Source organism: Aporhodopirellula aestuarii (genome assembly GCF_023701485.1).
In the GTDB taxonomy this organism is placed as follows: domain Bacteria; phylum Planctomycetota; class Planctomycetia; order Pirellulales; family Pirellulaceae; genus Rhodopirellula; species Rhodopirellula aestuarii.
Window position 1 is genome coordinate 317,739 of sequence record NZ_JAMQBK010000008.1, and the last position, 12,791, is coordinate 330,529.

Genomic DNA, 12,791 nt, shown 5'->3' on the forward strand with positions numbered 1-12,791 from the left:
GCTGCTTCGGTTCTCTCGCAAAAACAAACATGCATCACCCGGCCCCTGACGAATTTGCTGATCTCGCTCGCCGTTACGATTTTGTGCCGGTGTTTCGAAAATTGTTGTCTGACGCCCTGACACCTGTCACGGCGTTCACGCTGCTCGATGACGGCGGGCCCGCGTTTTTGATCGAGAGCGTGATCGGCGGCGAGAAAGTCGGCCGGTACAGCTTTCTGGGTGCCAAACCGCTCGCGAGATTCACCGCCAAAGGCAAACGAATCTGGCAAACGGAGTCGTCCACCGGGAAGGTGGTCGAATCGACGAGCGACGATCCACTCGACGAATTCCGAAAACATTTTAGCGATCGGACCGCGACACTCGATGCGTTGCCGCCGTTTATCGGAGGCGCCATCGGTTACGCCGGGTACGACGTCGTTCGCTACGTCGAAGATTTGCCGGACACGACCGAAGATGACCGCGAGCTGCCTGATTTGGACTTCGCGTTTTACCACACGCTGTGCGTTTTTGATCACGTCGACAAAACCATCACGATCGTTTCGCTCGCCGATTGTCGGGCGATCACCGAAGACGGCGGCGACATCGACGCGGCGTACTCCGCCGCGGCCAGTGAAGTCGACAGCACGATCGAGAAACTCAATCAACCGCTTCCCCATCAGTGTCAGGAAATTCTCGAAGCTGACCAGCGTCATCGATTGCCGGTCGAGTCCAACTTCACGCGAGAAACCTTTTGCGACGCGGTGCGGAAGTGCGTCGAGTACATCCGCGCCGGCGATATCTTCCAGGTCGTGCCGAGCCAGCGATTGACGGTTCACAGCGACGTGGATCCGTTGGCGGTGTATCGGTCGCTGCGTGTGGTCAATCCCTCGCCGTTTATGTTTTTTGTCCGTAGTCCGGATTGCGTTTTGGTCGGTTGCAGCCCCGAGATCATGTGCCGGGTCAAGGACGGCATGGTGACCGTCCGTCCGCTCGCGGGCACGCGGCCGCGCGGGGCGACCGAAGCGGAGGACATCGCTCTCGAACACGAACTGCTCGCTGACCCCAAAGAGCGTGCCGAACACGTGATGTTGGTCGATCTCGGTCGCAACGACATCGGGCGGGTCGCTGAGTTTGGAACGGTCGAGTTGACCGAAGTGATGGTGATCGAACGCTATTCACACGTGATGCACATTAGCAGCGAAGTGCGGGGCAGGCTCCGCGAAGGGCTCGATGCGTTCGACGCGTTGAAGGCCTGTTTGCCGGCTGGCACGGTTTCAGGAGCGCCGAAGGTCCGGGCGATGGAAGTGATCGACGAAATTGAGCCTCATCGACGTGGCCCCTACGGCGGCGCGGTTGGCTACATCGACTATCGCGGGAACATGGATACGTGTTTGGCGCTTCGGACGATCGTCTTCCAAAACAACACTTATCACGTCCAGGCAGGATGCGGCGTGGTCGCAGACAGCGATCCAGATAAAGAATACGAGGAAACGCTCAATAAGGCCCGCGCGTTGATCGCGGCGATTGAATGGACGATCGCCCGAACGCAAAACGGATCGTAACGCGTAGCCGAGTATCTCGGAGGCTCGCAGCACAACACCACCGTACCTGAATTTGCCCAAATTCAGGCTTTCGATGTCAGGCCACTCCGGTTACGTCTGATAAAGGTACGCGATTCAAATGATCGCGTGGATCGGTTCGACTTCTTCGACACCGACCAGTTTTTGATCCAAGCCGCTGTAGAAATACGAGAGGTGGTTGGGATCAAGGCCCATCTGGTGCAAGATCGTCGCGTGCAGGTTTTTGACATGCAGCGGGTTGTCGACCGCGACGCTGCCCAGTTCATCGGTGGTTCCGTAACTGATCCCGCCTTTGATGCCACCGCCCGCCATCCACATCGTGAATCCGTACGAATTGTGATCACGACCGCTGCCTTTGGCGTATTCCGCGGTTGGTTGGCGGCCGAATTCGCCGCCCCATACGACGAGGGTTTCGTCGAGCAGTCCGGTGCGTTTGAGGTCGGTTAGGAGCGCGGCAATCGGTTGATCGGTGGCACCGGCGTGTTTGTTGTGGTTGACTTCCAAATCGCCGTGGGCGTCCCAGTTGTCATCGTTATGCGCGCCGCCTGAGTAGAGCTGGATGAAACGCACGCCGCGTTGGACGAGTCGCCGGGCGAGCAAGCAGCGCGTGCCGAAGTCGGCGGTCTTCGACTGGTCGATTCCGTAAAGGGCTCGCGTTTCGGCGGTTTCGTCGGACAAATCGACCGCTTCGGGAGCCGCTGATTGCATGTTGTAGGCGAGTTCGTAGCTGCTGATCCGTGACGCGAGCGACTCTTCGTTGCCGTGGCTGGTCAGATGCCGTTGGTTGGCGATTTGAATCGAATCGATAATGCGACGCTGCGCGGCGGGAGTCAGATCGCTGGGCGGGGCCAGATCCAGGATCGGGGCTCCCTTGGTGCGGAACACGGTGCCTTGGTAAGTCGCCGGCATGTACCCGCTCGACCAGTTTTTGGCGCCGCTGATCGGGCCGCCGGTCGGATCGAGCATCACGACGAAACCCGGAAGGTTTTGGTTTTCACTGCCGAGTCCATACGTCAGCCACGAACCCAGTGCAGGGTTGCCCGACAGGATTTTGCCGCTGTTCATCATCAACATCGCCGAACCGTGGATTGGTGAATCGGCGGTCATCGAATGCAGGAACGCGATGTCGTCGACATGCCGAGCGATGTTGGGGAACAGCGTGGAGACGTGTTTGCCGCATTCTCCGTATTGATGGAAATCCCAGCGAGGTTCGACGATCCGTCCGCCGGCTTTGTGGCCGCCACGGCCGAAGGTTTTGACGTCAACCGTTTTGCCGTCCATGCCTTTCATGGCGGGTTTGTAGTCGAACGTGTCAATATGGCTCGGCCCGCCGTACATGAACAGGAAAATGACCGATTTCGCTTTGGGGGCAAAGTGCGGCGGTTTGACGGCCATCGGCCCCGCCGATTGCGCCGGATCCGCGGGCCCGCCGGGCGTGTTCGCTGACGCGGAGCTAAAAAAGCCGTCACGGCCGAGCATCCCGCTCAGCGCCGCCGCACCAAATCCCGCACCGGCTTCCCAAATGAATTCGCGGCGAGTGCGACCACAGAATGATTTCGAAGTCATGGCAGGTGTGGGGGAGGGAGCGGTGGGCGTGCTTTGGTGCAATACGGTGGAGGGCAGTAGATAGTCTACAAGGTTTTTGCGGAGGAAGTTTTGGGAGCTGGGAGCTGGGCGCTGGGAGCTGGGCGCCTGTGCTTGCACAACTCCCCCGTCCCCCGTCCCCTTACTCCCAGCTCCCCTACTCCCAGCTCCCCAGCTCCCAGCTCCCCCTACTCAAAACTCGGCAGTTTATGAAATCGGCTGCGGGGGGTAGAATGAAAGCGGTGACGTGCCCCATCCTCACCCTCACGCCCGCATCTGAAGAAATCGATGACTGATCCAGCTCCCAACGCATCCTCCGTTTCTCCGCAGATGCCCGTGCTTCCCGCCCAACCAGAGGGCGCCGGGGATGCGGCAACCGCTGTTGCGAGCGACGCCACCTTGCCACTGGCTCCGTACAAGACGCTCAGCGAACCGGTGTTGCGTGAACGGATCGAAGCGGTCCGGAAGGAATTCGGCGAAGAACTGCTGATTCTCGGCCACCACTACCAGCAAGATGACGTGATCGCCCACACCGACTTGCGCGGTGATAGCTACCAGTTGTCAGAGATGGCGGCGAGCAGCGGGAAATGCCGAACGATCGTTTTCTGTGGTGTCCACTTCATGGCCGAAACCGCTGACATTTTGGCCAACCGGCCCGATCGGGTGGAAGCTCGCGGCGGACGTCGCGTCGATGTCTTGCTGCCCGATATGGCTGCGGGATGTTCGATGGCGGACATGGCCGGGATTCGGCAAGTCGAAGCCGCTTGGGCGGACATGGGCGAAGTGATCGATACCGAACAAGTCATCCCAGTGACGTACATCAACAGTGCCGCCAGCCTGAAAGCGTTCTGTGGGCGTCATGGTGGGATCGTTTGCACCAGCAGCAACGCCCGCGCCGTGCTCGAATGGGCATTCGAACGTGGCCAGAAAGTGTTCTTCTTCCCCGACCAACACCTCGGACGAAACACTGCGCTCGGGATGGGGATCACCGAAGAAGAAATGCCGGTGTGGGATCCGTACGCTTTGGAGATGGGCGGCAACTCGGACGAGCAAATCGAAAACGCCCGCGTGATTTTGTGGAAGGGCCACTGCAGCGTCCATCAAATGTTCCGCCCCGAACACGTCGCCAAGTTCCGCGCCGAGCATCCGGGGATCAAGATTTTGGTCCACCCGGAATGTCCGCGAGACGTCAACGACATTGCCGACATCAGCGGCAGTACGGGCAAAATTATCAACACGGTGAAATCGGCCGAGCCGGGAACGAAATGGGCGATCGGTACCGAATTGCATCTCGTCAATCGCCTTAAAGCTGAACACCCCGAGCAAGAGATTCACTTCCTCAGCCCGGTGGTTTGCATGTGTGCAACGATGTACCGAATCGATCTGCCGCATCTTTGCTGGACGCTCGAAAACCTTCGCGACGGAAATCTGGTCAATCAAATCCGCGTCGAAGATGAAACGATGAAGTGGAGCTTGATCGCGTTGGAACGAATGTTGGCGGTTAAGTGAGCGAAACGCCGGAGCAGATCGACTCAGCGAACGGCGACCGCCAGCCCTGTTGTGACTTAGGCTCGGCGATGTTGCCGATCGCCGCGATTGCGGGAATGCTCGCAGTATTGATTGGCGCGTTTGGAGCCCATGGTTTACCGGATTGGTTGGCCCGCTATTCGATGGACGATGAAACGCTCACCCGGCGATTGGCCCAGTTCGATACCGGTGCCCGTTACCACTTGGCTCATGCGATCGTGTTGCTGGTCATGGTTGCGTTGCCTCTTCGACACGGGCGTTTATTCTCGTGCAGTTTTGCGTTGATTGTGGCGGGGATCTTTTTTTTCTCCGGCAGTCTTTATTTGCTTGTCTTGACCAACACCACGTGGCTGGGAGCGATCACTCCGATTGGCGGTGTGTGCTGGATCGTAGGTTGGTGTCTGTTGGCCTTGCTGAAGGTTTTGCCGCGGACAATTCGCTGAATCGGTCGGTCCGGTTTGGCTTCCATGATGATTTTGAAATGCCGGAACTGCGCTTCGCTTGTTCCGGCCTACGTTTGTTGGGCAGTTTCGGCGGGTGAAGTAGGCCGGATCACGGAGCGTAGCGACGCTGCTCCGGCGACGGCCTGGATGCGGCAACGATAGTAATTTTGGACTGCCGGAACGTCCCTGCACTTGTTCCGGCCTGCGTCTGGTTGGGCCGGGATTTCATTGTTCACGGATTGCAGCCAATGTGGCCCACCGAGGCCACTCGCAGCATTGAGGGTTACTGGCATGAGAATGCCCACCCGAACTTCAAGAGCTGATACAACCATTGCCGGGGCCTCAAATGCGCCGGTTCACAGCCAAGCCGACACCAAAGCCCCGAAGGCCCGATACAACTCCGCAATCACTGGGCACGTCTTTCTATGTGGCCGAACGCTCCGCGGTCGGTAGGTTAGCGATTCCGACCGCGGAGCGTTCGGCCACTCTCTTTTGGCCTGAGCGAAGTAGGCCGGATCAAGGAGCGTAGCGACGCTGCTCCGGCAACGTCATGGGTGCGGCTATGATGATAAATATTGGATTGCCGGAACTTCGCTTCGCTTGGTCCGGCCTACTTGAGCTGCGGGACGAGGAAATTTGTTTTTTCCGGTAGCCGTTTGTTCTCGCGATCGCGGCACGCTTTTGCTCGGCAAGATTACCCCGGTCGGGGGCGTGGGCGGGATCGCCGGTTGGTTTTCGCTTTTTTTAGAACGCATTGGTGTCGCTTCGGTTGAGGCGGGCGAATCAAACTGTCGACGTCAGCATGGAAATTCCGGGCCTTCGAGCCTTGTGTCCGTCGACCCGTCGCGTAAAAAGTTTGCACCCCGACCGCTCGTCGAGACTCAAACGAGTTCGTACAATTTGGCCTTATGGAAACGATGACCGAAGATCCACCGCTGACATTCCCGTCAATTTGGCGTCACAAACACTTGTTGGATCTCGAGCGACTGCGGTCGGACGAGCTTCACGCGATTTTGAAGACGGCCCAAACGCTCAAAGAGTTGACCGACGGGTGTCGGCGAAAATTGTCTCTGTTGTCGGGCAAAACGTGTGCGAACCTGTTTTTTGAAAACAGCACGCGGACCCGAAACAGCTTCTCATTGGCTGCCAAACGGCTCGGTGCGGACACTGTTGAATTCAGCAGTTCGGGTAGCAGCGTCGCGAAAGGCGAAACGTTCGTCGACACGGCCAAGACCATCGAAGCGATGGGGGTCGATTGGGTGGTGACACGCCACTCCACGCCGGGCACGCCACACCTGCTCGCACGCGAACTCAAGTGCAGTGTTCTCAACGCGGGCGACGGCCCGCACGAGCATCCGACGCAAGGTTTGCTCGACATCCTGACGATTCTGCAGCACCGCGGACCGTCGAACTGGACCAGTGACGAGGTCGATCCGAGCGAGTTGTTGGCTGGGATGACGATCGCGATGGTCGGCGATATCGCTCACAGCCGAACGGCCCGGAGCAACATCTGGGGGCTGAAAGCGCTCGGTGCCAAGGTCATCATCTGTGGCCCGCCGACTTTGGTCAGCCATCGCTGGGAAGAGATCGGTTTCGAAGTCGCCCACCGTTTAGATGACATTGTTCAACACTGCGACGTTTTGAATCTGTTGCGGATCCAGTTTGAGCGGCAGTCCACGCGTCCATTCCCGAGTGTCCGTGAGTATGCGGCGTTGTATGCGATGAACGGCGACCGGATGCGGCGAGCAAAAGATAACATCCTGATCATGGCACCCGGACCGATTAATCGTGGTGTCGAGATCACGCCTGAAGTCGCTGACGGTCCACACTCCGTGATCCTCGAACAGGTTACCAACGGCATCGCAGTGCGGATGGCCGCACTCTGGTTGCTGGCCGGTGCAAACGATCAATTGTGAACGGATCAATGGTGAACTAGCCATTCCGAATGGAACTGACCCGAACGAACCGAACCGAACACGCTAACCCATCTCATTGCCGCCCATGTCATTCCGCACCCCGACGCCCTACCAACCGATCGTGATCGACGGTGGGCGAGTGATCGACCCGGCTCACGGCGTCGACCGCATCGCTCGATTGCTGATCGTTGATGGTCACATCGCGGCGATTGATCCGAGCGATGGGGATGTGCCCGGTGACGCGCACTGGATCGATGCCCGCGAACGCATTGTCACGCCAGGGTTCGTGGATCTCGGTGCGGAACTCCGGCAGCCTGGCCGCGAGGAAGACGAAACGATTCAATCGGGCAGCGACGCGGCATTGGCAGGCGGTTACACGTCGGTGCTCTGCTGCAGCAACACGAACCCTGTCATCGACTCCGCCGCCGCGGTGGAGTTGGTCACGCAGATTGCACAACGTGTCGGTGGCGTTCGCGTTTATCCGATTGCGTGTTTGAGTAAGGCCCGCGAAGCCGAACAGATGGCCGAATTGGCGATTCTCGCCGAAGCCGGAGCGATCGGATTCAGCGATTCGCCGCGACCAATGCCCAACGACGCCTTGCTCAAACGGGCGCTCGATTATTGCCGGATGTTTGACCTGCCGATCTTTGATCGCCCAGAAGTTCCGGGGTTGGCCGAAGGCGGTGTGATGCACGACGGGCAAGTTTCGTTGGTCCTCGGATTAAAAGGGTTGCCGACCGAAGCCGAGGATCTCGCGGTTGCTCGGGACGTCCGTTTGGCCGAAGCGACGAAGGGTCGATTGCATGTCGGTCCGGTCAGCACGATGGGCGCGATCGACATGATCGGTCGAGTGAAAAACCGTGGTATCGGAATCACCGCCTCGGTCTGCCCGCACAACCTTCACGGCAGCGACGCGTTGTTGCGTTCGTTCGATTCGCGTTTCAAAGTCCATCCGCCGATGCGGAGCCCGGCCCACGTCGAGTCGTTGCAACAAGCGGTTGCCGACGGCACGATCGATGCGATTCAAACCGGCCACATGCCGCGAGCGGGCGAGAAAAAAGGCAACGATCTCGACGAAGCTCCGTTCGGCGCAGCGACGTTGGAAACGACGGTTTCCGCCGTCATCACCGACATGGTTCGCACCGACATTTTGTCGTGGTCGCGTGCCATCGAATGCCTATCGACGAACCCTGCCAAGATCGCCAAATTGTCCGCCGGAACGCTCGGAATCGGTGCCCCGGCCGATGTCACGATCCTCAACCCGGAGTCATCGTATACCGTTCACGCGAGCGAATTTCTTTCGAAGTGTCAAAGCACTCCGATGGAAAATCGCGAGTTGTACGGTCGCGTGACGCACACCATCGTTGGTGGTCGGTTGTTGTTCGTTTGTGTGGAAGAGTCGGCGATCGTCGCCTAATGACCGGTCACGAATTCCCCAAGTCGTTGCGGGTTTGCAAAGGCGACAACTTCACACGTGTACTCCGCCGTGGCGGATGCGCTGCCGATGGAACGCTCGTCGTTTTTGCGCTGCCTCGTGGTGCCGATTGCCTCGGCGAACCGACACGGCTGGGCGTAACGATTCCCAAAAAGACCGGCAACGCTGTCGTTCGCAACCAGTGGAAACGTTTGATCCGGGAATCATTCCGGACGCAACGATCGCTGATCCCCGACGGCTATGACCTCGTCGTGCGACCAAAGAAAGACGCGGTGCTGAAATGGTCTGTGATTCAGCGAGGCCTGCCTCGACTCGCGGTCAAAGCGATTCGGCGGATTAAGAAGTCGTCATGACTTTCGATTTTGCCGCGAGGGGATTTTGATTTTGATGTCGCTGCGATCGCCGCGCGACTCCTTCGCTCACGATCTCGGGAGACCGTTTCTTCGCATGAATGCGATGCATCAGGTTTTCGTATCCGTCGACCATCGACACGAGTGATCCAGTATTCATCACCAGTTCGCGGCCGTTGTGACCCATCGTCGAACGTGAGCGGGGATCGTTCAGTAATTGATCGATGGCTGCGACGAATCCGTCGAGGTCTTCGCTTTCGACGAGCAAGCCGGTTTGGTTCGGGATGACCGTTTCGCGGATCGAACCGACGTCCGTGGAAACGACGGGGGTCGCACACGCGAGTGCCTCCAAGATCGATACCGGTGAGGCTTCATTGAGCGAACACAAGGTGAAGACGTCCATCGCCGCGAGCAAACGCGGCGTATCCGAACGATTACCGAGCAAGTGCACCCGATCGGTTAAGCCGAGGCGTTCACGAAGCGGTTCGATCGTCTCCCGCTCGGGGCCTTCGCCGATAATCAACGTGTGCAGGTTCGGATGTTGTTCTTGAAGCCGTGCCGCGGCTTGCACCAACATCGCGTGGTTCTTTTCATGCCGTAGCGCCGCGACGAGTCCGATTACTTGAGCTTCGGGGAGCAAACCGAGTTCAGCGAAGACGGATTCACGTGCGTTGGGATCGGGACGGAAACGGTCGCAATCGACACCATTTCGGATCACGTTGACTTTGGACGCGGGGAATTTTTCAAATTCCCGCAAAAACTCACCGTGTGAATCGGCAACACCAATGAACGCATCGGTGATCGGAGTTAACAATCGGTTGAGTTTTCCGACGCCATCGGGCCATCCGGTCGAATGGAGTGCGCAAGCGATCACAGGGACACCCGCCAATTTTGCGGCGAGTCGTCCCCAAAACATCTTGTCGCCGGCTCCGACGGTGATCACCACATCGGCGCCGCGTTTCCGCAGCAATTTGGCGAGACGTGGAACCACCGCGATGTCGTATTTTCCACCAATCAGATTCGAGTGCACCGGGAACTCGTCCGCGATTTCTTTGCCGAGCGGACCGGGCTCTTTGAGACAGATCACCTCGGGGCGGACGCGATCAGGATCCATCCGCCGCATCAGATTGACGAGCAACGTCTCCGCACCGCCGACCGGCATCGAAGTGATGATGAAACAACATTTGAGAGCTTGGCTCGATACAGTCATACGGCGAAAAGGTTAGGCGTGAATTGTTGGTTGCTGGAGTAGAGAAGAATCCACGAAGAGTGAGTCTCCGTTCGCCAATGCGACGGCTCCTGCTGAGGAGACCACGTCGGCCTCGTCTTGGCGTTCGCTCAAATTCTGCTCAACCAAAATGTCCTCAGTGGGGAGCGAAGGCATGTACCGGAGTTTGCGTTCGTCAAAGCTCAGCCAATTGCGGAGCCGGATGAAGTCGGGGTCACCGTGGATGCGGCGGATGTGGAACGGATCGTCGCCCACCAAGTTGTAAGCGCCGAACGCACTACAGACGCCGCGGATCCCACAACGACGTGCAACTTCGAACACGGCGGGACGCATTTGCTCAGGCATGCCGAACGGAACGGCAAAATAGTCGATCGGCTCGCCGATCATCATTTCGAGATCCATCTTCGCATCGACAATCTCGGATTCGAGTTCCTGATACGTCGTGATCGTGTTGAAGTCGACGTGGTTCGCGGTGTGCAAGCCGATTTCGATTCCACCCTTTGCCGCGGCGCGGAGTTGTTCGATCGTATTGGTCGCGAGTGGGCATCCGGCTTCTACGTCATGTGCAAACGGTCGTCCGTGACGGACGTGTTCGGTTGCGACAAAATACGTACATGGAATTCGGTTTCGGATTAGCCATGGGATGGCCGATTGCATGTTCTCCGCGTAACCATCGTCAAACGTGATGCAGACGGCAGGACGTGGTGAGCAGTTTTCTTGGAGCCGTTTTTGCGCTTCGCCGAGCGAGATGATTTCGTAATGTTCTCGGCAATATTCGACGTGACGAATGAATTGGTCGGTCGAGATCGTCCAATCGTTGGGATGGCAGTCGGCGACTCGGTGGTAGAACAATACCGAGATCGGTGCCTGATTTGCTGCGGCGAGGTCCCGCATCCGCTTGGACCTTCGGTGACGGCTAAGCGTGTAGCGGGTGCCCAAGGCGAGGGTGCGGAGGAAATTCACGGGGCGAGACGTTTGGCTTAGGGGGATGAACGGTCGGCAGAACGAGGGGAGGCCGACCGGCGAGAGCCACAACCAAGGCTATCTATTTTGTAAGTCACGCCTGCCCCCCGAGAGGATTCCCTGTCAGACTGAGGGTCTCCTATGCGCGAATTGGAGGCCGGTTTTGCGAGTCGGGACGATTGTGTCGATCACGCGAGAACCTGCTACGAAAACCGTCTTTTTCCATCCTCTAAAAATGCCCGTGTCCCCCCATTCGAATGCTCCCCGAATCGTCGTCATCGGCGCCGGCGCCGCCGGCATGATGGCGGCTGCTGTCGCGGCCCGGCGGCAGTGTGATGTCACGCTGTTGGAAAAGAATCGCAAGACGGGAGTCAAAATATTGATGTCGGGCGGAACCCGATGCAATCTCACCCACGATACCGACGCGCGGGGAATCACCGAAGCGTTCGGCCACGCGAAACGATTTCTGCAACCGAGCGTCGGCAAATTTCCACCGACGGATGTGATCAAACATTTCGAGCGGCTCGGCGTGGGGACCAAACGCGAAGTAACCGGAAAGATCTTTCCCAGCAGCAATCGGGCCCTCGATGTCCGCGACGCGATGCACCGCGACATGCTCGATGCGGGCGTGCGGTTAGAAACCGAATCCGCCGTCCGCGGCATCCGCCCATCCGAGAGTGGCGGTTGGATCGTTTCGACAACCTCTCCCCAAGGCGAACATGAACTGACGGCAGATAAAGTGATTGTTACCGCGGGCGGGCGCAGTTGGCCGGGGTGTGGTACGACGGGAGACGCATACGAATGGTTGGCGAACCTCGGTCACTCGATCGTACCGACGCGTCCTGCCCTCGTGCCTTTGGTCGGCGGGACGGATGCGACTCGGGCACTTTCGGGGATCACGCTCGAAGATGTCGTCGCCGAGGTACACGACAACGCGACCGCATCATCCAAACGCCCGCTCGTTCGACGTCGGGCATCGTGGTTGTTCACACACTTCGGCTTTTCTGGACCCGCAGCAATGGATGTCAGCGGTGTGATGACGGCCGCGGAATCCATGCGCGATCGGAGATTGCAATTAGACATTCTTCCTGAAATCACCGAAGCGGAATTGCGAGAACGATTCTCTCGTCGAAGCGGTCCGGATGCCAAACAGACCGTCTACTCGACGATCGCCGCCTGGTTGCCTTCGCGGTTAGCGACCGAGCTGGTCGTTTCCTGTGGTGCGAGGACATCGGATGGCGACAAAACGCTCGCCGAATTCTCGACCGCTTCGATGAAGCAACTGATAGATTGTCTCAAGCGTTGGACGTTACCGGTCTACGACACCCGGGGGTTTGCTAAGGCGGAAGTGACCGCGGGAGGCGTTTCGCTAAAAGACGTCGACCCACGAACGATGCACAGTCGCCGGGCTAATGGTTTGTACATCGCCGGGGAAGTCTTGGACGTCGACGGATGGATCGGCGGATACAATTTCCAAGCCGCATTTAGCACAGGCCGTGCGGCAGCCCTCGCGGCGACCGAGCCCGCCGAAGGCTAAGCAGGCATGCAGGAATCTTCTGGCGAAATTGCCGCGAAATGTAGGCCGGACCGAGGCTTTGCGGGTTCCGGCATTCACTTGCTCAGTTGTGCCGGAACTGCGTCGCTGACGCTCCTTGGTCCGGCCTACGTCGAACAGATCACGTTCAGCGGAATTGTCGTTATACCGAATCAGTTCCATTTGCTTGCTTAACGCCTATCCCGTTACCTTTCCGATCGACAAGTTTCCAGCAATGCTTTCATTTCCTGC

General features: G+C 58.4%; 10 protein-coding genes. 7 read left to right on the forward strand and 3 right to left on the reverse strand.

The window, feature by feature from the left end; translation table 11 throughout:
* Positions 1–29: 29 nt before the first annotated feature.
* Complete coding sequence (trpE, locus tag NB063_RS02655; protein ID WP_250927182.1) at positions 30–1,541, forward strand: anthranilate synthase component I; 1,512 nt, start codon at positions 30–32, stop codon at positions 1,539–1,541.
* Between the two features lie 114 nt (positions 1,542–1,655).
* Here the strand turns inward: trpE and NB063_RS02660 are convergent, their stop codons facing one another.
* Positions 1,656–3,125, reverse strand: a complete 1,470-nt coding sequence (locus tag NB063_RS02660) for a DUF1501 domain-containing protein (RefSeq protein WP_250927183.1) — start codon at positions 3,123–3,125, stop codon at positions 1,656–1,658.
* 348 nt (positions 3,126–3,473) lie between these two features.
* Here NB063_RS02660 and nadA point away from each other — a divergent pair, with 348 nt between their 5' ends.
* The 5 genes from nadA (at position 3,474) to rnpA (ending at position 8,817) form a co-directional block, all read left to right on the forward strand.
* Positions 3,474–4,652 carry a quinolinate synthase NadA gene (gene nadA, locus NB063_RS02665; RefSeq protein WP_250927200.1) on the forward strand — a complete coding sequence of 393 codons (1,179 nt, stop codon included), beginning with the start codon at positions 3,474–3,476 and terminating at the stop codon, positions 4,650–4,652.
* On the forward strand, positions 4,649–5,113 hold the full coding sequence (locus tag NB063_RS02670) for a DUF423 domain-containing protein (RefSeq protein ID WP_250927184.1): 465 nt from the start codon (positions 4,649–4,651) through the stop codon (positions 5,111–5,113). The genes nadA and NB063_RS02670 overlap by 4 nt, the downstream gene beginning before the upstream one ends.
* Positions 5,114–6,021: 908 nt before the next feature.
* Positions 6,022–7,029 (forward strand): aspartate carbamoyltransferase catalytic subunit, encoded by a 1,008-nt coding sequence (locus NB063_RS02675; protein WP_250927185.1) that lies wholly within the window; start codon positions 6,022–6,024, stop codon positions 7,027–7,029.
* Positions 7,030–7,114: 85 nt separating this feature from the next.
* Positions 7,115–8,446 (forward strand): dihydroorotase, encoded by a 1,332-nt coding sequence (gene pyrC / locus NB063_RS02680; protein WP_250927186.1) that lies wholly within the window; start codon positions 7,115–7,117, stop codon positions 8,444–8,446.
* Positions 8,446–8,817, forward strand: a complete 372-nt coding sequence (gene rnpA, locus NB063_RS02685) for a ribonuclease P protein component (RefSeq protein WP_250927187.1) — start codon at positions 8,446–8,448, stop codon at positions 8,815–8,817. The genes pyrC and rnpA overlap by 1 nt, the downstream gene beginning before the upstream one ends.
* On the opposite strand, the gene NB063_RS02690 is transcribed toward rnpA, so the two are convergent.
* Complete coding sequence (locus NB063_RS02690) at positions 8,801–10,024, reverse strand: glycosyltransferase family 4 protein (protein WP_250927188.1); 1,224 nt, start codon at positions 10,022–10,024, stop codon at positions 8,801–8,803. The two genes, rnpA and NB063_RS02690, sit on opposite strands and share 17 nt — an antisense overlap.
* A gap of 12 nt (positions 10,025–10,036) precedes the next feature.
* On the reverse strand, positions 10,037–11,005 hold the full coding sequence (locus tag NB063_RS02695; protein WP_250927189.1) for a polysaccharide deacetylase family protein: 969 nt from the start codon (positions 11,003–11,005) through the stop codon (positions 10,037–10,039).
* 241 nt (positions 11,006–11,246) lie between these two features.
* Between NB063_RS02695 and NB063_RS02700 the strand changes: the two genes are divergently transcribed.
* Complete coding sequence (locus NB063_RS02700) at positions 11,247–12,542, forward strand: BaiN/RdsA family NAD(P)/FAD-dependent oxidoreductase (RefSeq protein WP_407652531.1); 1,296 nt, start codon at positions 11,247–11,249, stop codon at positions 12,540–12,542.
* Positions 12,543–12,791: the final 249 nt, after the last annotated feature.